This is a genomic window from Gordoniibacillus kamchatkensis (assembly GCF_000829455.1).
GTDB classification, from domain to species: Bacteria; Bacillota; Bacilli; order Paenibacillales; family NBRC-103111; genus Gordoniibacillus; species Gordoniibacillus kamchatkensis.
The window spans coordinates 14,944-36,687 of the sequence record NZ_JXAK01000062.1; the positions used below are offsets into that span (position 1 = coordinate 14,944).

General features: G+C 53.1%; 22 protein-coding genes. 3 read left to right on the top strand and 19 right to left on the bottom strand.

The features are described 5' to 3' along the window. Positions 1-47: 47 nt before the first annotated feature. The 10 genes from SD70_RS26510 to SD70_RS26550 form a co-directional block, all read right to left on the bottom strand. Positions 48-968, bottom strand: coding sequence for a class II fructose-bisphosphate aldolase (locus SD70_RS26510; RefSeq protein WP_041051225.1), 921 nt, complete (start codon positions 966-968; stop codon positions 48-50). A gap of 47 nt (positions 969-1,015) precedes the next feature. Beyond that, positions 1,016-1,603, bottom strand: a complete 588-nt coding sequence (locus tag SD70_RS26515) for an SIS domain-containing protein (protein WP_041051227.1) — start codon at positions 1,601-1,603, stop codon at positions 1,016-1,018. A 16-nt stretch (positions 1,604-1,619) separates the two neighbouring features. Next, on the bottom strand, positions 1,620-1,754 hold the full coding sequence (locus SD70_RS39480; RefSeq protein ID WP_269432537.1) for a hypothetical protein: 135 nt from the start codon (positions 1,752-1,754) through the stop codon (positions 1,620-1,622). A gap of 39 nt (positions 1,755-1,793) precedes the next feature. After that, positions 1,794-2,648 (bottom strand): ROK family protein, encoded by an 855-nt coding sequence (locus SD70_RS26520; protein ID WP_041051229.1) that lies wholly within the window; start codon positions 2,646-2,648, stop codon positions 1,794-1,796. Between the two features lie 4 nt (positions 2,649-2,652). Continuing rightward, positions 2,653-4,248 carry an FGGY-family carbohydrate kinase gene (locus SD70_RS26525; protein ID WP_082053678.1) on the bottom strand — a complete coding sequence of 532 codons (1,596 nt, stop codon included), beginning with the start codon at positions 4,246-4,248 and terminating at the stop codon, positions 2,653-2,655. After that, positions 4,182-4,850: an aspartate/glutamate racemase family protein gene (locus SD70_RS26530; protein WP_041051231.1), complete on the bottom strand. Its 669-nt coding sequence runs from the start codon at positions 4,848-4,850 to the stop codon at positions 4,182-4,184. Before SD70_RS26530 ends, SD70_RS26525 begins: the two co-directional genes overlap by 67 nt. Beyond that, positions 4,840-5,667, bottom strand: coding sequence for a DeoR/GlpR family DNA-binding transcription regulator (locus tag SD70_RS26535; protein WP_052487914.1), 828 nt, complete (start codon positions 5,665-5,667; stop codon positions 4,840-4,842). Before SD70_RS26535 ends, SD70_RS26530 begins: the two co-directional genes overlap by 11 nt. Positions 5,668-5,685: 18 nt before the next feature. Continuing rightward, a complete protein-coding gene (locus SD70_RS26540) occupies positions 5,686-6,513 on the bottom strand; it encodes a carbohydrate ABC transporter permease (protein WP_052487915.1) in 828 nt (275 codons plus the stop codon). Beyond that, positions 6,513-7,397: a carbohydrate ABC transporter permease gene (locus tag SD70_RS26545; RefSeq protein ID WP_041051232.1), complete on the bottom strand. Its 885-nt coding sequence runs from the start codon at positions 7,395-7,397 to the stop codon at positions 6,513-6,515. The genes SD70_RS26540 and SD70_RS26545 overlap by 1 nt, the downstream gene beginning before the upstream one ends. 82 nt (positions 7,398-7,479) lie before the next feature. Then, the gene (locus SD70_RS26550) at positions 7,480-8,811 is read right to left on the bottom strand and encodes an ABC transporter substrate-binding protein (protein WP_041051234.1); all 1,332 of its coding nucleotides are present in this window, start codon (positions 8,809-8,811) and stop codon (positions 7,480-7,482) included. A 617-nt stretch (positions 8,812-9,428) separates the two neighbouring features. Here SD70_RS26550 and SD70_RS26555 point away from each other — a divergent pair. Beyond that, complete coding sequence (locus SD70_RS26555; RefSeq protein ID WP_041051236.1) at positions 9,429-11,165, top strand: ABC transporter ATP-binding protein; 1,737 nt, start codon at positions 9,429-9,431, stop codon at positions 11,163-11,165. A gap of 123 nt (positions 11,166-11,288) precedes the next feature. Here the strand turns inward: SD70_RS26555 and SD70_RS26560 are convergent, their stop codons facing one another. Together SD70_RS26560 and SD70_RS34010 are read right to left on the bottom strand one after the other, a co-directional pair. Next, entirely contained in the window at positions 11,289-12,806 is a 1,518-nt protein-coding gene (locus tag SD70_RS26560; RefSeq protein ID WP_041051237.1) for a malate:quinone oxidoreductase, read from the bottom strand. A 276-nt stretch (positions 12,807-13,082) separates the two neighbouring features. Next, a complete protein-coding gene (locus SD70_RS34010) occupies positions 13,083-13,670 on the bottom strand; it encodes a uridine kinase family protein (protein ID WP_197081198.1) in 588 nt (195 codons plus the stop codon). Positions 13,671-13,781: 111 nt separating this feature from the next. On the opposite strand from SD70_RS34010, the gene SD70_RS26570 reads away from it, so the two are divergent. Next, positions 13,782-14,180: a MerR family transcriptional regulator gene (locus SD70_RS26570; protein WP_041051238.1), complete on the top strand. Its 399-nt coding sequence runs from the start codon at positions 13,782-13,784 to the stop codon at positions 14,178-14,180. Further along, the gene (locus SD70_RS26575; RefSeq protein ID WP_041051240.1) at positions 14,180-14,941 is read left to right on the top strand and encodes an SDR family oxidoreductase; all 762 of its coding nucleotides are present in this window, start codon (positions 14,180-14,182) and stop codon (positions 14,939-14,941) included. The genes SD70_RS26570 and SD70_RS26575 overlap by 1 nt, the downstream gene beginning before the upstream one ends. A gap of 616 nt (positions 14,942-15,557) precedes the next feature. Here the strand turns inward: SD70_RS26575 and SD70_RS26580 are convergent. The 7 genes from SD70_RS26580 to SD70_RS26600 form a co-directional block, all read right to left on the bottom strand. Continuing rightward, complete coding sequence (locus SD70_RS26580; protein WP_041051241.1) at positions 15,558-16,043, bottom strand: SRPBCC family protein; 486 nt, start codon at positions 16,041-16,043, stop codon at positions 15,558-15,560. Positions 16,044-16,257: 214 nt separating this feature from the next. Further along, on the bottom strand, positions 16,258-17,382 hold the full coding sequence (locus SD70_RS26585) for a response regulator (protein WP_041051243.1): 1,125 nt from the start codon (positions 17,380-17,382) through the stop codon (positions 16,258-16,260). 20 nt (positions 17,383-17,402) lie between these two features. Beyond that, entirely contained in the window at positions 17,403-17,612 is a 210-nt protein-coding gene (locus SD70_RS36435; protein WP_156158210.1) for a hypothetical protein, read from the bottom strand. A gap of 114 nt (positions 17,613-17,726) precedes the next feature. After that, positions 17,727-18,014, bottom strand: coding sequence for a sensor histidine kinase (locus SD70_RS35380; RefSeq protein WP_197081199.1), 288 nt, complete (start codon positions 18,012-18,014; stop codon positions 17,727-17,729). Beyond that, entirely contained in the window at positions 17,944-19,269 is a 1,326-nt protein-coding gene (locus tag SD70_RS26595) for a 7TM diverse intracellular signaling domain-containing protein (RefSeq protein WP_041051247.1), read from the bottom strand. Before SD70_RS26595 ends, SD70_RS35380 begins: the two co-directional genes overlap by 71 nt. A gap of 451 nt (positions 19,270-19,720) precedes the next feature. After that, positions 19,721-20,050: an S-layer homology domain-containing protein gene (locus SD70_RS34015; protein WP_082053684.1), complete on the bottom strand. Its 330-nt coding sequence runs from the start codon at positions 20,048-20,050 to the stop codon at positions 19,721-19,723. Next, on the bottom strand, positions 19,953-21,744 hold a 1,792-nt coding region (locus SD70_RS26600; protein WP_231571559.1), incomplete at its 5' end, for a cadherin-like beta sandwich domain-containing protein. The genes SD70_RS34015 and SD70_RS26600, both read right to left, overlap by 98 nt.

Here is a 21,744-nt window from a genome sequence, read left to right on the forward strand (position 1 = left end):
GGTTTCTCCCCTTCGCTCGAAATCATGGAGCTTCCCAACAACGATGCTTACAAACGGTAATCCGCAGCTCTGCCGCGGCTGCCAAGGAAGTTGCTGATTTTCTCGTTCACAGTCGCTTGGACGGCACTGCGGCCTTTTTCCAAATGTTCGGCGGGCAAGCTTCTGCATTCGGCGTCAGTGAGACGCTCCTCACGCCTGAGCGCCTGCAGCAGCGACAATTCCAAATCCGTTGCAATATTCACTTTGCTCACGCCCCCGCCCGGCAGGCGAATCGCTTGCAGCATCATTTCCGCTGGAACCCCCGATCCTCCGTGAAGCACCAGATGAACCGGAGTCAGCTTGCGGATAGCCGTCAGGCGGGCAAAGTCGATTTTCGGCTGCCGCACCATATAGACGCCGTGAGCGGTTCCGCACGAAACGGCCAAAGCGTCGACGCCGGTTTCCCGCACGAAGCGCTCCGCCTCCAACGGGTCCGTATACAATTCCTCGTCCTTGTCCGTCTCCACGAAGTCGGTTGTGCCGATCATGCCGAGCTCCGCTTCTACGGAAACCCCTTTGGCCCGGGCATAGTCGGCCGCCTCTTTGGAAATGCGGATGTTATTTTCCAGCGTATGTTCGGACGCATCGATCATGACGGACGTAAATCCGGCATCAATCGCCTCTGCGATTGTACCCAGCTCTTTCGTATGATCAAGATGAAGGACCGCCGGTACGGTAATGCCTTCGGAACGGATGCGGCCATAAAATTCATCCGCGAATTCGCCCGGCGTAATGCCGTAGCGTACCAGCTCCTTGTGCGAAATTTGTACGATCAGCGGCGAGTTCGCTTCCTGCGCGGCTCTCAGCACCGGAGCGATCATCGGGGTATAGCGCGGGGAAAAAGACCCCAGGGCGAAGCCATGCTTTTCGGCTACTTCTAACGCTTGCTTCAGAGTAATCACGTTGCGGGGCTGTTCCCGGTTGGACATAGCAGGTTCTCTCCTCGTTATATTTCTATCGTGAATAGTTAAGCCACTTAATTTCCTGCCGCCGCTTTAGTTTCCAAATACACGCGGCGCAAATATTGGGAAATGACATGATTCACGAACATGTGGACGTCCTCCACAATGCCGTAATCCTCCGAGGGCACGACAAGCGCGATGTCGGCGAGTTCCTTCATTTTCCCTTCTTTGGCTCCCACGATAGCGATGATTTTGGCGCCCTGCTCCTTGGCGTAGCGAAAAGCGCGGACGACGTTCTCGGAATTGCCGGAGACGGAGAGGCCGATGACCAAATCTCCCCGCTTCAGGACGTTCTTCAGCTGCTCCAGAAAAATGTCCTCATAGCTGATGTCGTTGCCGAGCGCGGTCATCCACGCCGTATTGTCGGTCAAGCTTTGAACGCGGAATCGGGTGTTCCCTTCGACATTGACACCTTTGCCGAAATCGCACGCCCAATGCGTAGCTGATGTGGCGCTGCCGCCGTTGCCGATGACGAACAGCTGCCTTTCCTCTACCCGCGCTTGTTCCATTTCCTCCTGGATCGTTCTGACCAGATCGAAGTTCAGGGATTGTATCGTGTGAATGAACTCGGATGAGTACGAGTCATAGTAAGATTTGAACATAGACGGCTCCCTCTCCTTACTCGTAATTTTGGTTGCTTTGCAGCCGGCTCCAGACCAAGCTCGCGGCCCCGACCAGGCCGGCTTCGTACCCTAAAGAGGTGACGGCGATCGGCACGTTCTTGTTGGCGTCGCCGATGACCGAGCGGCGCACTACTTCCCGTACGCGTCGGCCATGAGGTATACGACTGGCTCACTCCGCCGCCGATGACGATTGCGCCGGGATTGAGCACGTTGACGGCGGCGGAAGCGCCCTGCCCAAATATTCGCCGGCGTCCCGGAACAGGCGGCGCGCTTCCTCCACCCCGTCCTGCGCCGCTGCCGCCAACGATTGCGCCGTGATGTCGCTCTCTGCGGCGAACCGCAAGCGAAGCGGGGAACCGGCATCGGCCGCAGCATAAGCTTGCCGGCCAGCTGCCGCAATCGCGGTGCCGGACGCGTGCACCTCCAGGCAGCCCCGGTTGCCGCAGCCGCACGGCGCGCCGTCTTGCCATTCGACGACGACGTGCCCGATTTCCCCGGCCAGGCCGTTCTCGCCTTCGCAAATACGGCCGTCCGCGATAAGGCCGCCGCCGATGCCCGTGCTCACGGTGACCCACAGCAAGTTGCGGACGTCGGGAGCGGCGCCGAACATCGATTCCGCCAAGGCGCACGCATTGACATCGTTGGCGATCGCGATAAGCGGAACATGCCAGTACTGGCGCAGCAATTCGGCGACGGGCACATCTTTCCAGCCGAGATAAGGCGCATGCAGCAAAACGCCTCTCCCCGCGTCGGCCAGCCCGGGAACGGTCACGCCGATGCCGGCGATTTCCTTGTCCGACAGCTCAAGCTCGTTCAGGAGCCCGCGCAGCAGCGCGGAGCAAGCCGCAAAATGAGCTTGCGGCGTCCCGGCCTTGTCGGTTTCGAATCGTTTGCTGGCGACGATCGAACCACCCCGGTTCACAATGCCGACAAGCGTCTTTGTTCCTCCAAAATCGATGGCCCCGCAATACTCGTGAGCGGCTCCGCCGCCCGCGGGCCCTGCCGTATGAGCGTTCTGCCTCATCGCTTCAACCTCCCCCCGCCGAAACGTCTTTCGTCAATGCTTGATAGGTCCGGTAAAGCTCCTGATAAACCAAATACTTGTTTTCGTAGACAGCTTTGTACTGCCGCTGCAGTTCTTCATCGGGAACGATCGTGTCGGCTTGCCCGCCTCCGAACGCGGTGCCCGCTTCCGTCTCGTCCCGGAAGTAGCCGAAACCGGTGGCCGCGAGTGCGGCCGCACCCGCCATCGCCGCTTCCGGCATGCGCGGCAGTACGATTCGGCTGCGCGAGACGTTCGCTTTGATGTTCATCCATTCCCGGTTGCGCGTGCCTCCGCCGATGGCGATAATTTCTCCTTCGCCTTCGAGGCCCTTGGCATTCGCTTTCGCCGCCGCCCTGCGAATCGATTCCATTTCATAGGCGATTCCTTCCAGCACGGCTTTCAGCATATGCGCCCGTTCATGGTGCAGCCGCAGCCCGACGATCGAACCCGAACTGTGCGGATCGGGCTGCGGCGCCCCGCTCCCCGACAAATACGGAACGTACAGCAGTCCGGTCGGCATGCGCCCGGCTTGCCGCACGAGCGCTTCCAGCTCTTCGTAAGGCAGCGGCTCCGGATGGATCAAGCGCCTGATCCATTCGACCGAGCCGCCCGATGCCGGAAGCCCGCCCAGCCAAAAATATTTGTCCTTCGCGACATGTATGCCGTATGCCAGGCCCGAATCGTATTCCGCTTGGCCGAGCGGCTTCTCCTCTAGCACCCCGATCAACGTCTCCGCCGTGCCCATGGAATTGAACAGCGTTCCCTTTCGGGTGGCTCCGACGGCGAATGCGGCGTTCAGATGGTCATGTCCGGTCACATAGACGGGCGTGCCATCAGGAATGCCCAGGTCGGCGAACGAGCCTCCCCGAATCGGCCGCGATGCGGCGAAGCTGGGCAAAGCTTCGGGAAACAGGCCGCGGGGCAGCCCAAGCGCGGACATGGCTTCCCCATCCCAGCTTTTGCGCGCGATATCGAAGCAGAACGTCCGCGCCGCAAGCGTGTAATCGGTAACCGGCGCGCCCGTGAACCGATAGGCGATATAATCGGCGACCGACAGCCAGACGGCATTCTCCAGCGCGGACGGGTCCTGTTCCTTAAGCCAGAGCAGCTTGAACAAGCCATACTTATAGCTCGCTCTTAGCCCTGTCGTCCGAAATCGTTCGGCCGCATCCCAGCGCTTCATCAGCGCTTCGCACTGCGGCACGCTGCGGGGATCGAACCAAGGTATGACGTGGCTCCTGGCCTCGCCGGACGAACGGTCCACCAGAAGTCCCGCTTCCGCCATGCTCGTAATGCCGACAGACAGGACGGCCCCACGCTCCGGACACGCTTCCCGCGCTTGCCGCACCGTCGCGGCAACCGTTCTCCACAGCTGCTCCGGATCGTAATATGACAGCCCGTCCTCCGTTCGGAACGTCGCCGTAGGGCTGCTCGCCCACGATTCGAGCCGGCCGCTGCCGCCAAAATACCCCGCTTTGCAATTCGTTGTGCCGACGTCGATGCCGAGAAACATCATCGCTTCGTCTCCGCGAGCAAGCTTTTCACATACGCCAGCGCGAACGCCGGGCTCGTCAAACATTTGTCCCTTTGCTCCGGCTCCAGCAAAGCGGACACCCGGCTCATGGATGCCTGCGCCAGCACGATGACGTCCGCGCGCGAAGCCAGATCGGCGAGCAAGTCAAGCAGAATCCGGTCATGGCCTTCTTTATCGCCCTGCTTGAGCAACCGGTACGCTTCCCCGGCCAGGACGGGAATGAACTGCACGTCTTTGCCCGCCGCTCGCGCTTTTTCCATCAATAATGCGGTCGTGGGACGAATCGTCGTTTCCAGCGTCGCCACGATACCGATTGTGTCGCCGCGTTTCACCGCTTCTTCCGCCATGGCGTCGTCAATGCGCACGACCGGGACGGACACCTCGCTTCTCATGGCCGCAGCCGCTTCTCCCACCGACGAGCATGCGCTCAAAATGACGTCGGCGCCCGCTTCCTCCGCATAACGCGCATATTGCACCAGCTTGGGTGCGATCTCCGCAACGTCTCCCCCGTTTGCCGCCAGCCGCGGCAAAATGGAATCGTCCACGAAATTGACGATGTCGCATTCCAGCTGCATGCGCTCCGCTTGCTGCCGAAACGTGTCCACCGTAACCGGAGTCGTATGAATAATTGCCAGCTTACGCGCCATAGTCTGCAGTTCCCTCCCGTTCGTTCGCCTGAGCGATGTCGCCGGCCGAACATACGACAATTTCTACTCCCATGCTTTCGATCTGCTTGAGCTCCCGCTCCGGCGCCTGATCGTCGGTAAACAGCATATCGACCTCCTCGAAAGAAGCGAAGGAAATGACCCCTTGCAGCCCGAACTTGCTATGGTCCGCCACAATGACCACTTTTTCCGCTGCGGACACCATCGCTCTCTTCACTTCCGCTTCGAACAAATCGGAGCTGGTGAAGCCCTTTCTAAGGGATACGCCCGAAGTTCCCAAAAATACGTAATGCGCATTAAAATTGAGCAGCTCGTTTTGCGTTTTCGGCCCGATGAGGCTCATCGATTTCTCCACCAGTTTGCCGCCGACGACAAACACGGACGCCGCGTTCCTGATGCACTCTTCGGCGACGTTCAGGCCGTTCGTCACGACCGTCAAATCCTTCACCGCCCTCAGGTGCCGGGCAAGCGCCAGCGTCGTCGTACCGGCGTCCAAAATGACGACCTGATGATCCTTCACCAGTCTGGCCGCAGCCCGGCCGATCGTCTCTTTCTCGCTGAAGCGAAGCGATTGCCGCTGTTTGACGGGCAGCACGGTTTCCGCCGAGCCGCTGGCCTCTTCCCGCAAAGTGGCTCCGCCGTAATTTTTTTTGACCAGGCCCTCGATTTCCAGCTGGTTCAAATCGCGGCGGGCCGTTTCCTCGGAGATGCCGAATTGCCGGACTAGATCGGATACTTTGACGTTGCCGTACTGCCGGACGAGCTCGCGAATTTTTTGGCGTCTTGCGTGCACAAACATGTCGGCTCCTCCCTTCGCTTACTTCACTGCGCCATCCATTACGCCTTTAATGACATGCTTTTGCATCAGCAGGTAGAACACGATAATCGGCACAATCGACAGCACCAAAGCCGCCATTGCCGAGCCGTAATCGGACGTATATTGGCCGAAGAAATAAAAAGTGGACAGCGGCAACGTCCGGGCGTCTTTATCGGTTAAAATGAGGGACGGCAGCAAGAAATCGTTCCAAATCCACAGCACGTCCAAAATGGCGATCGTCGTCGTAATGGGCATCAGCAGCGGAAAAACGACTTTCCAAAACACCCGGTATTTCGAAGCGCCGTCGATCCGCGCCGCTTCCTCCAGCTCCAGCGGCACGCCTTTGATGAACCCGTGGTACATGAACGTAGCCATGCTGAGCCCGAAGCCCAAATAGAAGTAGGATAGCGCCCATTTGCTGTTCAGCACGCCCAGCTTCCCATAGATCGAGACGAAGGGGATCATCAGTGCCTGGAATGGAATAATCATGGCGCAAACCATCATGAGCAGGATGAAGTTGTTGATTTTCCAGTTCCATCTGACGAGAAAATAAGCCAGCATCGACGAAAACACGATGATCAGCACGATCGAGACGACGGTGACCGTGAGCGAATTGACGACGGCGGTACCGAAGCTCATCGTCTTGAACGCGCCGCTGTAGTTGTCAAAGCTGAACGATTTCGGCAAGCCGAGCGGATTCGCCACGACGTTCAGGCGGCTTTTGAACGAATTGAGCACGATCAGAACGAAAGGAAACATATACACAACCGCAAGGATGCACGCCAGCGCGAATAATCCTGTCTGCTTCAAGCTCTTTTTCCGTCTCATCACGATCTTACCTCTAGCCTCTTCATCGCCCGCACCTGGATGACGGCAATGAGGGCGACGATAATGAACAAAATGACTGCCTTCGCCTGGCCGGAGCCGTAACGCTGATAGAGGAAAGCTTCGTTATAGACGTGCATGGCGATCAGCTCCGTTGACCGGTACGGCCCGCCCTGCGTCAGCGACAAGTTCGTGTCGTACACCATGAAGCTTTTTTGCAGCGTCAGAAACAAGCTGATCGTGAAGGCGGGAACCATTAGCGGGATTTTAATCCGGATCAGCTGCTGCCATTTGGATGCGCCGTCGAGCCCGGCCGCTTCCAAGAGCGAGCCGGGAATGCCCGTCAACCCCGCAATGTAAATCAGCATCATGTAGCCCGAGGTTTGCCAGACGCCGACGATGACGAGCGCCCAGAACGCTTTGTCCGGCTGGGCCAGCCAGGAATTGGCGAATAGGTCCCAGGCCGCCTCCTTGCCGACATACACCAACACCCTCGAGAAAATAAACTGCCAGATGAACCCCAGGATGATGCCGCCGATCAGATTAGGGGTGAAAAATCCGAGACGGAACGCATTCTGGCCTTTCACGCCGCTCGATACGAGCAGGGCGAGAGCAAAGGCGATCACATTCGTCAGCACGACGGAACAGACCACATAGCGGACCGTAAACAGCATCGAATGCCAAAACTCGGCGTCCCGAAACGCGGCGATGTAATTCTCAAATCCTTTGAATTGAAACGAGGAAGCGACGCCGTTCCAATCGGTGAAAGTCATCGTCACCCCGATCGCAAACGGGATCACTTTCACCGTCAAAAAGGCAAGCAGCGGGACGAACGCGAACATGACGAACACTTTGATGTTCTCGGCCAGCTTTTTCTCCGTGTACATAGCGGACATTGCCTCCCTTCAGGTCTTCTTGAGTTGAACAGGAGTGGGATAAGCCACTAACGCTTATCCCACTCGGCAGCAGTTATTTTTTCACTTGCTTCCAGTACTCCGTGAACGCCTTTGTCAGGACGGCGCGGTCGATTTCTCCCGCCAAATATTTTTGCATCGTCGCCCCCATATTGGCTGAGCCGTCCGGCGGGTAGTAGGAGTTCATATATTCGAGCGTGTCGCCCGCTTTCATATAATCGAGCACCGCGCGGTTCAAATAATCGGCCGGCTGCGTCTTGATGTTGTCAAATACCGGGATGAAGCCGAGCGAAGTGACGTAATCCTTCTGCCCTTCGTCGCTGCCGACCATCCAGTTCAGGAACTGCTTCGCTCCTTCTTGCTGCTCCGGCTTGGACTGGGAGCCGTCCACTACCCAGTAGGAAGGCACGCCGGTGGATACTTTATGGTTGGCCGGATCGTTCGGATCGTTGCTGACCGGCACCGGCAGCAGCCCGTAATCGCCTTTCGGATCGACTTCCTTGATTTGCGGCAGCGACCAGTTGCCCATAAACCATAGCCCGACCTTGCCGCTTGCCAGCGCCAAAGGAGCGTCGTCGTACTGCGGAGACAGCGGCGACTTTTTGTCCGCGTTGTACTGCTTCATCAGATCGAACGTATCGAGCCAGCCGCTGAACAGCTTGTTGTCCTGCAGATTGACTGTACCCGCCTTCATGTCGTCCAGGAATTTGTGGCGCTCGTCCCGGTTGCCGGAAACGTTCGTGAAGAAAATGTTGGTGAAGTGCGCCCCGAGCGACCAATCCATCGGCGAGATCGTAATCGGAGCGGTCACGCCCGGCACTTTGGCCACTTTGTCGAACAGCGCTTTCAAGTCGTCGCGGGTTTTGATGCTTTTCGGATCGAAGCTGCCGCCGACCGCTTTATCCAGAACGCTCTTGTTGTACAGGAAGCCGAACGATTCGACGTTCACCGGCATCCCCTTGATTTTGTCGCCGTCCTTCACGAAATCGAGCGTGCCCGCTGCCGCATGCTTGACCCACGGCTCTCCGGACAAGTCCAGCAGCTTGTCTTTGAAGGTGGGGAACTCTTTGCCCATCATGATGATCGTTGGCGCGTTGCCGGACGAATACAAGGCCGACATTTTTTGAAAAGCGTTCTGGCCGGCAAGCGGAATGACGGAAACTTTCACTTTGTTTTGGGATTTGTTGAATTTGTCTACAAGCGCATCGAATTGTTTGGAAATTTCCGGCTTGCCCATCAGCACGGAAATTTCGGCCGGCTTGCCCGCTGCGGGAGCCGGAGCCGCCGGAGCGCTCTCCACATTTTTATTGCCGCCCGTCCCTCCGCCGCATCCGGCGATACCGGCCACCAATGTTGTAAGTAGTAGAAGCGGAACCCATTTTTTCATGTGAATACCCCTCTCGCCATTATCTTTGATACGCAGCTTGCTGTCGTACTTCCCTTTAGCATTTGGCTGAGATTGCTCCTTTGGATTCCCCCTCGCCCGGCCCCCGTCAACTTGTTTTCACGCTTGCAAAAAGGCACACAATCCAACAAGTCATTCCAAAAAATATGGAAGCCCCTAAACAATTCCACAACAAACCCGATGTATTCATGCGTATTTGTTGCATATTGTGGTTTTATTATCTTATTTAATGAATTAATAGTCAATAGTCAACATGAAATTTTCATATTTATGCGGGGTTTTTATCGTTAATAATTCACAATACCACAATCGGTCAGCAATGAACAACAAAAAGACCCTCTCCGATTCACCGAGAGGGCATATGCTGCTGGACAAAGATTGATCCGACACTGCCGTTATCGTCGCCCCCAACCTCCCGAGCTTCTTAGCAATTGGCCTTTTTCGTTATAATGATTTGTTAAATTGTCGGCTGAAATAACGGGATGCTACGATGAAAGCAAAATGTCCGAGGTGAGATAGATGAGAAACGATGCCAAATCCGTCAAAACGACCGTAACCGTAATAATCCTGGCAAGAAGCATAAATTGGAGGAGTCGTGCGTGGATAAGTTAACGAAGTTTTTAGCTTACTACAAGCCTTATAAAAAGGTGCTGTTTCTGGATTTATTCTTTGCGTCGCTGGCCTCGATAACCGTACTTGCCTATCCTATGCTGGTCAATCAAATCACTACCCGTGCCATAAGCGACACGGGAATCGCGGCAGATTTGCTTATCAAAATGGCCGGCATCTTTTTGTTTCTGATGGCCGTCGAGTATGTCAGCAACTTCTATACGGACTATTATGGACATGTGATGGGTGCCAGGATAGAGACCGACATGCGGCACGATTTGTTTCAGCACGTCCAGAAGCTTTCGTTCCGGTACTACGACAACGCCAGAACAGGGCAGCTGATGTCGCGCATCACCACTGACTTATTCGATATATCGGAGCTTGCGCACCATGGGCCGGAAGATACGGTTATCTCGCTGGTCAGGATCATCGGCTCGTTCTTTATCCTGGTAAATATGAATTGGGAGCTCACGCTCACGATTTTTGTGATTTTGCTTCTCATGCTGATGTTCGCGTATCGCTATAGCCTCAAGGTGAAAGGCGCTCTAAAGAGGAATAAGGAACGTATCGCTGACATCAACTCGCAAATCGAAGATAGTCTTTCCGGGATTAGAGTGGTGCAGTCTTTTGCTAACGAAGCGATCGAATTGGATAAATTCACGGTCAGCAACCGCCGCTTCCTGGATAGCAGGAAACGCGGTTATCGGGCTGAGGCGCTGTTCTTTAACGGCTTGACCGCGTTCATTACCTTGATCAATATTTCGGTTGTTGTCGTGGGCGCCGTTCTGATCAGCTATGACCGGTTGCAGCTTACTGAGCTGATTACCTTTTTGTTATACATCAACACTCTGATTGATCCGGTAAAACGGCTGGTCAACTTTACCCAAAACCTTCAAAACGGCGCGGCCGGATTTGAACGGTTTTTGGAAATTATGGCCGTCGAGCCGGACATTACGGATGCTCCAAATGCCACCCAGCTGCGCCATGTCAAAGGCAAAGTGGAGTTTGCGGGCGTAGGCTTCCAGTATGACAGCGACTCGAACTATGTGTTTAACCATATCAACATTACGGCAAATCCAGGCGAATATGTTGCGCTTGTAGGCTCATCCGGAGTCGGCAAAACGACGCTGTGCAGCTTGATCCCGCGGTTTTACGAGACGAGCGAAGGCGCGATTCTCATCGACGGCACCGATATCCGAACCGTCAAGCTCAAATCGCTGCGCGACAATATCGGGATCGTGCAGCAAGATGTGTATTTGTTTGCGGGCACGGTTAAAGAGAACATTTTGTACGGGAAGCCTGGGGCTACCGACGAGGAAATCGTTACCGCCGCTAAAAATGCCAACGCCCACGACTTTATTATGGGCCTTCCGGGCGGCTACGATGCCTATATCGGGCAGCGCGGCGTCAAGCTTTCGGGCGGCCAGAAGCAGCGCATCAGCATCGCGCGCGTGTTTTTGAAAAATCCGCCCATCCTTATCTTCGACGAAGCCACTTCCGCCCTGGACAACGAAAGCGAACGAGTCGTGCAGGAAAGCTTCGAAAAGCTCGCCAAGAACCGCACGACCTTTGTCATCGCCCATAGGCTGTCCACGATCAAAAACGCCGACAGGATTATCGTGCTTTCGGAACAAGGCATTGCCGAGGAGGGCACGCATGTACAGCTCATGGAGATGGGCGGTATATACGCCAAGCTGTATAACATGCAGTTTGAAGGCGTAAAATAATCACTCCGGCAGCTTTGGGCACCCTCCGTCCGAAACGGCGCGCCAAGCAACAAAACGACGCTAAGCCTTCTGGGGCTTAGCGTCGTTTTATCCGGGGGGCAGTTCAAATCAAAACTTCGTTGTTTAGGATACGGTTTGGTGCGCCATCTGAAGCGGCAAGCTTTCGCTCAGGCCGAGCGTCCGCGCTGTTGAAGCATGAATTTCGTGGATAAGCTCCGGGTTTTTCAACAGTGATACGCCGTAAGATGGAATCATTTCTTTTATTTGCGGCTCCCACGCTTTGATATGTTGCGGGAAGCATTTTTTGATGACCTCAAGCATGACGGAAACGGCGGTAGAAGCGCCCGGAGAAGCGCCGAGCAATGCGGCTATCGAGCCATCGGCGGCGCTAATCACTTCCGTTCCAAATTGAAGCGTTCCTTTGCCGGCAGCAGTATCTTTGATAACTTGCACCCGTTGGCCAGCTACCACAGTATCCCAATCTTCGCTTTTGGCGTTCGGGATGAACTCGCGCAACTCTTCCATCCGCTGTTCTTTCGATAACAGAACTTGTTGGATTAGGTATTTTGTCAATGGAACGTTTTTTGCGCCTGCTGCCAACATAGTTAACACATTATTCGGTTTTACGGAACCTAACAAATCGAACATCGAACCGTTTTTTAAAAACTTCGGCGAGAAGCCGGCAAACGGTCCAAAGAGCAACGTTTTTTTATTGTCGATAAATCTGGTGTCAAGGTGCGGAACAGACATTGGAGGAGCGCCAACCTTGGCTTTACCGTATACTTTGGCGTGGTGCTGCGCTACAACCTCCGGATTATTGCACACCATAAATAGTCCGCTTACCGGGAATCCTCCGATATGCTTCCCTTCAGGAATGCCGGATTTTTGCAGTAACGGCAAGCTGCCTCCACCGCCGCCGATAAAGACGAATTTTGCCGTATGGCGTTCGACGGCGCCGCTATCGACATTCCGCACTTTCAATTCCCACAAGCCGTCGCTGGTACGTTTAATATCATCCACATTATGTTTGAATTTGATATCTACGTTATTATTCTTTAAGTGGTCAAACAACATCCGCGTTAAAGCGCCAAAATTGACATCCGTTCCGGACTCGATTCTTGTTGCCGCTATAGGTTCATTCAACGTCCGGCCTTTCATCATAAGCGGAATCCATTCCGTCAACGTTTCCGGGTCGTCGGAGAATTCCATACCATGAAACAGAGGATTGTTAGACAGCGTTTCAAAGCGCTTCTTTAAAAACGCTACATTTTTTTCCCCTTGCACTATGCTCAAATGAGGCAACGGCCTGATAAAGTCACGCGGATTACGTATCAGATTGCTGTCTACAAGGTAAGACCAAAACTGCTTGGAAACCTGATACTCTTCATTGATTTTTATAGCTTTGCTAATATCTATGGATCCGTCCGGTTTTTCGACGGTATAGTTAAGCTCGCACAGTGCTGAATGCCCCGTTCCCGCATTGTTCCATTCATTGGAACTTTCTTCTCCCGCGCTAGCGAGCTTCTCGAACACCGTAATTTTCCAGTCCGGTGCTAATTGCTTCAGCAGCGACCCTAAAGTCGCACTCATGATTCCGGCACCAATTAAGATAACGTCTGCTCTAGTTTGTTCGTTGCTCATTTTTACCGTCCCTATACCCTAAGATTTGCAGAAAGGATGTGGCGCTCCTGCTTAGGCGCTACAGCAAGCAAGGGCGCGACCTATTCACACAACTTTTCTTACCCTATCATAGTTTATCACTATTATATATAGAATAAAATATTCATTTACTATAATTAGGATAGTTAAGCGATTTAAAAGCTGGTAAACGTGGGGGGTCCGTCCACAAATCCCTAGGATAAACTGCCCGTGAAGCGAGACTGCCCATCAATCCCGCGGCAGCCTCGTAATTGTGTACTAAGTGTTAAATACTATTAAATCGTATGATGTTGGCGGACGTAGGGCTGAAAAATAATAATCTTCAACCGAGTCCCACCTACGGTGCCAAGCCGCATCGGCAGAACCCTCTCTCATATTATGCCTGTGGCGGCGTAGTTCGGGCACTACATCCACGAGTACGAAAAGATCGACGACATCGGATAAATCAGGGAGAGAACTATAAATTCCATCGAGGATAATTACTTCTGAAGGCTCTTTCGTGACCCAGTGCGATGCCAAACCGTTCCCAGATGAAAATGAAAAAGGGTGATATTGAGCTTTCTTACCTGCCAGCAGAGGTAACAATGCCTCCTTGCGCATACGCTGCCAGTCAATGCAACGATGACACTTCTGCTCTAATGTGAAAGAATCCCATTCATCTTCAGTAATAGTCGCATCGAAAAAATCATCGCACTGGATGACTGTTGCGCCATATTGCGAAGCCACCTCAGCAGCCAACGTAGATTTGCCTGCCCCGCTCCCTCCGTCCAAGGACACAACCAAAGGATTGACTCGTCCGATCAGGCGTTGGTTGATAACAGAAACAATAGATTGCACGGCTTCCACCACCTCCTCACACTCCCCACAAATATTTTTTGTTTCTTTGTTGACTTAAACCATGGTTTAAGTCGTATCATAATCCTGTCGACAATGAAAGATAAAGTTTGGAGGCTCCAGATGAAATATTGTTCGATCAGCGAAGCTTCAGCCAAATTCAATATTCCGGAATCAACCTTACGATATTATGAAAAAAAAGGGCTGCTGCCACTCATCGAGCGTGATGAAGCCGGCAGAAGGTTATTTTCAGAAGATCAAATTGCACTCCTTCAAACCGTTCTTTATTTAAAGAACACGCATATGCCAATAAGTCATATCAAGCAATATATTGAATGGGTAGTAGAAGGAGATGATACCATTGAACTCCGACTTGAAATGTTGAAGAAGCACAAGCAGGCGGTTCTAGCTGAAATTGCTTTGATGTCAGGATCTTTAAAAGGAATTGACGAAAAAATAGCCCGCTATATAAAACGTACTCAGGAAAGAAAAGAAAAAAATAATGGAAAAGAGGAATTGTAATGAAACTTTCAGGAAATACAATACTTATTACTGGCGGAAGTACTGGTATTGGATTAGCTTTTGCAGAGCGCTTTATAAAAGCTGGAAATAAAGTCATTGTTTGTGGACGACGTGAAAATGTACTTCAAAATGCGAAAGAAAAACTCCCTAGCCTTATTACTCGTGTTAGCGATTTGGATAACGAATCAGAGCGTGTAGCATTGTTTGATTGGGTAACGGCCAATTATCCGGAAGTGAATGTGTTAGTTAACAATGCAGGGATCCAGCAACGCTTTAATGTGAGAAAATCGGATGCGAAGAACAATTGGAGTTATTTCCGTAAAGAAATCACAACCAACATTGAAGCACCTTTCCATCTCTCTATGCTGTTCGCTCCATTTTTTGCAACAAAAGAAGAGGCGGCTATCATTAACGTGACATCTGGTTTAGCTTTTACCCCGTTTGCGATTGCTCCGATTTATTCAGCAACAAAAGCGGCTCTTCATTCATTTACAATGAGTCTCAGACACCAACTTTCGGAAACATCTGTTGAAGTAATTGAAGTTGCTCCTCCGGCAGTGAGTACAGATTTAGGCGGAGCGGGGCTGCATATCCATGGAGAACCGTTAGATGCGTTCGCAGATGGCATTTTCAAAGGATTAGAAGAGGGTAAACAGGAAATAGGATATGGTACTTCTGTGGCTCGCCTGCGCATGTCACGAGATGAAATCGACGAATACACAGAAAATATGTATAAGGCAACGAAAAACGCAATTGAATAACTACAACTTTGCCTTTCCTATTGGCATGAAAAAATAAACAAAACTCGCCGCAGTGTTGGCGAGTTTTCTTTATTGTAGTCATCCATTCCTTACTCAACTAAACTGCCTGTTTTAGCTTGACGCTACTTTTTGGTCCAAAACTTTTGTAATTGAGACATCTGGAGTATATGGAAAGATCCTAAGCATAAGTATGCTTAGGATCTTTAGGAGGATTACATTCGTTACTTTATAACTGAACAAGGGCATGTCAGGTGTTAAAAAAGTTTGGGACCAGTTGGGTTGATTTCATTGAATTTACCACTGCACGTAATAAAAACGAAAAAAAGAAAGTATGGAACCACTAGAAGTTTCCATGTAAAAAAATTAGGGACTGGTTTATACGCGGAGGCTACTCTTTTACCAATGAGTTGAATTATCGCTCCCGAAAGATCGTAATCACATTCCATTGTTTAGTTGAAACTCTCACTAGGCTGATTCCAAAAGGAAGAACATTATCTACCAGTACACTCAAAATAATGGTCGGCAACCTCAAAACTTGTCAGGTAATCATTCCGTCCATAAAGAAAAAGATAGGAACCTACAACTCGGGATTATGTTTGCTAGGGATTCGCCCCCGCTAAATGGCGGCTTTTGCCCTGCGCCTCCGCTCCAGTTCCCGCTTAAGACTCTCGAACCCTTTGCCCATCGCCCAGTAATGATTCGACCGGAACATCGGCTTCATGATTGGAGACAACCATTTTAGCAGCGGCTTCTCCATATTGACGTACCAATCGAATCGCACGTTCACGTACTCCCCGTCCTGTTCGAATTTCCAAGTGCCATGGCCGACCAAATCACCAGAGGCCTTGAGAGATATGGAATGCGGAGCATTTTCCGCCGTTTTGCACGACTGCCAGCGTAGCTTGTAAGGCAGCTTGCCCCTCGTAAGGAGGGCGTACACTTCGTTTCCCGTTTCCTTATCAGTGCCCGCCACTTGAATATCCAAATAAACTTCCGGCCACCAGCGATGATAGTCCTTGAAATTCGAACAGACTTCGTAAACTTCCCGAATGTCTTCCTTGATCCGCCAATCTGTCGGCATATAATATTCGTTTGCTCTCATGTTATCCCCCCGGTTCATCGAGTCGCGCTCGGCATCTTGTTAAAAGATTAACGCACGATGCTCACAAGTTCCCGCTCATCGATTGCCTCCTCAATAATCGCATGATGGCTTCACTTCATTCGTAGCTTTAGACATTTGACAACAGGATAACAGAGCGTTCTCCCAAAATTCTCACAAAACGTAAAAAGAGAGCTGCGAGGTCTCTCTTCAAACTTCATATGGATAACCGAGCCGCCAGCCCCCGGATCGATTCCGCCGGCTCGACGCCGAGTTCCGCCGCCAAACGTTTAGCGTATTGTTCGTAATGGCTCCGAAACGAACCTGCTTCCCCGCTTTCCGCGTACAACCTGAGAAGCTCCGCGTTGATCTCCTCATCGAGCGGCGAATCGGACAAATAGGTAAGCATCGTCTCTTTAGCGGCCGCATCATCCGCGATTCCTCGGTAATAAGACACCAGCATGCGGGCAAGAGCGGCCTGCTTCGACGACACCTCGGCTACAAGCCCGGTGCTCCACACGTAGTCCTTGCCCCCGAACAAGGCTCCGCGGCACGACCGGAACAGCTTATCGCCCTCTGCCACGTTCCGCTCGTCGATCGCCGGCGTCCGCTTCATAAAGTCCCGGAAGCTTTCTAAATCCGTGAACGAAGGCGGGATGCGCATCAGGTATCCTTCGTTCCCGTGAGTCAAGTCCACCGTCAGTCCTGCTTCCTTCAACGCCTTTTTCAATCGGTAGACCGTATTGTGAACGTTGTGAAGGGCACGTTCCTCCTCCATCTCCGTCCAGAGGAGATCTGCCAGTTGCCACTTGCCTGCCAGTCGGTTCGGATACGCGATCAGATACGCGAACAACTCCTCCGTTTTCCGGGTCGGCCAATTGATGAGGTTACCGTTCGCTCCTCGCGTTTCGAATGTGCCCAGGCAATGGACGGCCGTCCCCTCCCCTAAACCGGGCAATCGCCGCTGGGCGGAGCGAAGCGAATGGTTCTTCGAGAGCCGGACCACGACTCTCTCCAGCGCGTCCGGCGTTACCGGCTTGAGCAGGTAATCGACCGCGCTTACGCGGAACGCATCGACCGCGTAGCCGGGATAAGCTGTCGTGAACACTACCTGAAGCTCTTCGTTGATAGCCCTAAGCTTGTCCGCAAGTTCGATTCCGCCCATCTTCGGCATTTCGACGTCGAGAAAGACGGCGTCAGGTTTCAACTGCGGATACCGTTCCAGCGCCGCGAGCGGACTGGTGAACGCTCCCGCGACCTCCAGCATCGGATGCCGGCCGACAAGCCTCTCCATCAGATCCAGGACCGGCTTCTCGTCCTCCACGATGATGACGCGAAGCATGTTATCTCCTCCCAGCATCTTCATCTTGCCGCCGTATGCCGATCCATCCAGCTCAGCATATCCGCGAAAAATCGCTCCAGCCCTAAAGCGTCAAACGGACGGTGGCGCATGGCAACGTGTCCATGAACGGCATTGACCTCTCCTCTAGCCGCTTCTCTTGATGCATGAATTCTACTGTAAAACAGTTCAACTCCGTTAACCCCATGAAATGTTCCTTCCGTAACTTTCAAAACGAATCCCCCTCGCAACAAGTAACTGCCAGTACCCAATTTCGAAAGATAGCAGAGCCTGTTCCCAAAATTCTCCCATGAAAAGACGCCAGCCTTCTTGAACCCGCTGCCCGTCTAACCCGCATCCAATGACGCTGTACCCGGCTTCGGCAAATAGACGGTTACCTTCGTTCCCCGTTCCAATGCCGAATCGACCGTTACGCTCGCGCCCGGAATGGCAGCCAGCCGCCTGCGGACGTTCGTCACCCCGATGCCGACGCCTTCCGGCCGAGCGCCTGCTCTTAGACGGTAAAGCATGTCATCCGCCATGCCGACGCCGTCGTCTGCGATATCAAATCGGATATAACCGTTCCCGTCCGAGATCGTAAACGTTACCGTACCGTTGCCTTCTTTTTCGAACACCCCGTGCCGAATCGCGTACCGCAAGAAACGCGATTCGGCGCCCGAGGTCAGTGCTCACCCAGCCGATCGAATAGAATAAACCGACCAGCAAAATTGACGTGATGGAAACGAGTACTCCGCAGAGCAGCACGGTTTCCTTACGTTCCAGTTGTCCGTCATGCTTCACGTACAGCCGCACTGCCCGGTAGAAGTAAAACGCAACCAGCAGCAAGGCATAGTCCCAGGGCAGGTTGCCGGGAACCGAATACATCGCATACGGAAGCGCCGCGACGGACGCGATATAGACGGCGAGTGGGGCGGCGAGCACGATGAGCAACTTTCGCGACAACAGCTTGCCGTCCAGGTAATGGAGGAACATGCCCAAGATCACAAAATTCGACAGTCCACCGATATAATAAAGCTTCCTCTCCCATTCATAGGAGAATCCCGGCACCAATTGGAGCAGCAGCTCATCTCCGTCCATCGCAATGAATACCAGAAATGTTAGAAAGTAGATGCCGCTGTAAAGATACGCTTTGTCCTTCAGCCTCATGACGTAGATGCTCAAGTGATGCCCGCCGAACATCAACAGGATGAACAGAGCGGACAACTCGAAAGCGAAAAAGATTTCGTCTTTTCGGAGCATGACCGCCTGCGTGCCGAGCTGCAAATCCTTGAAGCCCCTGATGCCCGCGGGGTTGTCGCTGGCTACTTGCAAAACGATGTTAAGCTCCCGGCCTTCCGCGTGGAAAAACGTCGTATAAGGCTTGTTTTCCGCCTTGAATTCCCGCGGGTTGTCGGACGGATTCCCCCCGCTCCCGATCAAAATGCCGTTTACGTACAGCCGGTGGGCTCTGTTTATGTTGTTCACCCGGATTCCATAGCTGCCGCCGCTCTCCTGCAGCTTGACGGTCAACCGGTACGTGCCGTACGTCGTCCCGCTCGCCTGGTCTGAAGGACTTCCTCCAAACCAGGCGTTCGGGATGTTCGCGGTTATGGCCCGGTCACCGCCTTCAATGCAGCTGTGAAAATCGTCCAGCGAAAGCAGCTTGTTCGGGCAGAACGTCCACTCTCCATCGAGATTGACGAACCCCATGTTGCCGAAATCCCATCCGCTAAGATCCAGAACGCCGTGCGAGGCCACCGGAGCCGACCGGTTCGGTATTGTATAATCGTAGATCCCTATCAATAAAAAAATCGAAATAAGCGGTATCAGCGTCAAGCCTAACGCCCGAGAGCCGAAATGCACCCCTTTTCTCAAGCCCAAGCTTCCCACCGCCGTTCCTCCTGAGATCATTTTCGCCAACAAAACATCTCTCGCTCCCAAAATACTCTCAAAGCCATTATCACAAAATTTTCGATAGCCCGCCACGAGAAACTGTAACCGGACAGTCATAAGCCTGTGCCGCGGAAACAAAGCAGGCAGATTAGTTGACGGAAATGAACAAGGGGTGGAGTGGCAGCCCTTTAACCATTTGTTTGAACTGACGCTTCCTGCATAATGGAGACTCGGATTAAACAAGCCGAACACCTGCCCATCTAAGGGAGGTGTTCGGCTCGAAACGATCCCTCGCAGCCGCTGATCACGCCGTTGCCGGCCAGCGTAAGGACGCATCCTTAGACCAGCTGTCCTCGAGATCATTGAATTTTGCCGTCGCCCTCGTTTTTAGCGCAATGATCTGCCCCCGGTAAAACTCCCTACTCGAAAGCAGCCTTTTTCTATTTATTTACTTGGAGTCTTTGTTGTCGATCAGTTTGGCCTTGATCAGCATCCGCTGAACGATGGTCGCCGTATCCGCTCTCGTGATGTTGCTGTTTGGCTGCAGTCCGACATTAGAGCCTGAGACAAGTCCGCTCTTCACGGTCACCGCAATCGCCTGTTTCGCCCATGCGTCTACCGCCGAGCCATCCGCAAAGAAGGCAAGCGCGGCTTCTGCGTCCGCTTTGCTGACGCTTGCATCAAGTCCGATGATCTTCATCGACCGCGCGATGACCGCCAACGCTTCTTCTCGGGTGATCGTTTGACCCGGGCGGAACGTTCCGTCCCCGTATCCCATCGATCAAGCCGTACTCCTGCGCTTTCGCGACCGCACCGGCGTACCAGTCGCCGGCATTCACATCTATAAAAGCAGTAGTTTTCCCGCCATCAGCCAGTCCCAACGCCCGCACAACGATGGCCGCGAACTCGGCGCGGGTAATGGCCGCATCCGGTTTGTAATGTGTCGCGTCTACGCCATTGACAATCAGCCGTGACGCCATATCGTTCACCGCAGCTCGGGACCAATGCCCTGCCACGTCCGCGAACGTCATCGGGTGCCAGATCAGCGTGTACGTGCTGTTCGTCAAGCTATTAATGACCGCATAATACTTCCCGTCACGAAGCGTGATGTTAGTCGGCACATGATAAACCGTTCCACCCGTTTCAAGCACGGTTGCGGTAGTTATCTTATTTGGGTCAACTCCGTCCGGCAGCGGAATCTCGCGTTCAACATAAGAACTGAACTTGTCTACCGTCACTGTTTGGCCGTTATAGGAAGCGGTCAAGTCGAAATCGACCGGCGGCAAGACGACACTGAATTTCCTTTTCTCCGCCGAACTTTCAGAGAGTTGGACCTTCGCAGCATCGCTCTTCGCGACGACCACATGGACGACGATGTCTGAAAGCTTCACTTGCTCACCAAGTTGCGAGACCAAGCGGTCGATGATGATCTGCGCTGCAGGCAACCTGTAATTCCCGTTAGGAGTTTGCACTTCCAAAGTTGCTTGCTTGCCCTCCATGGCTTTTACCGCATCCCCAGTTAGAACAGCATTCACTTGGTCCGCGCTCGCCGTCGCTGTATGAATCGTGACGATTTGCTTGTCTCCTGCTGTTGCAAGCTGCGCCGCCAATTTGGCAGCGTCCACCGTTACCGTCAATACGGTTTTCCCGTTATCTTTAGTTGTTGCGCCTGTGGCGATTTGATTATACACCTTGCCGCCCACGACTACGCGGAACTCTGAAGAGTTGTCGGACGGGCTGCCGACGGTTGAAGGCGAGTCCATCGACGATGATAGCGAATTGGCCGCTTCGCGCGTCACCGTCACGGTATACGTCTTCGTCGTGCCGTCTTGAGCAGTCACGACTACCTCAATCGTGTTGCTTCCCACGCTCAGCGGAAGCAAGGGAGAAGCTGTGCCATTCTCCAGTGTGAACGGTCCGCTTACCAACATCCCACTACTACTGTATACACTCGCTGTCACCGTCGCATAGACCGAATCGGATACCGTCGGCGTTACTTTGACGTCGCTCACGCTGTTCGCCACGATCGCCGTATAGCCCGTAGTACCGGACGCAAACGCTGGATCCAACGTGCCACTTGACAATATCAAACCGCTTAGATTTGTATTACTGGCTCTGGGCATTATGCTTACTTCATTGGAGTAGCTACTGCTTCCTCCTGTACCGTTTGATTTTACAACAAAATAATAAGTGTTGCCGTTCGTCAACCCTGTTACTGTATAGGTCGTGTTGCTTACAGTTGCCAAAGGAGTTGATCCATATGAACCACCCGTTATCCCCTGATAAACGCTGTAAGTAACTGCACCGATTACACTATCCCAGTTCAATGTCACTTGACCGTCACCTGCTACAGCTAACAGATTTGTTGGGGCTGTCGGCGCGGCCGCTTGGCCTTGAATCGTATACGTGAATGTCGCCGGCACGCTGTCGCTCATCCCCGCCGCCACCGCAATTGCCTTGACCGTTACGGTG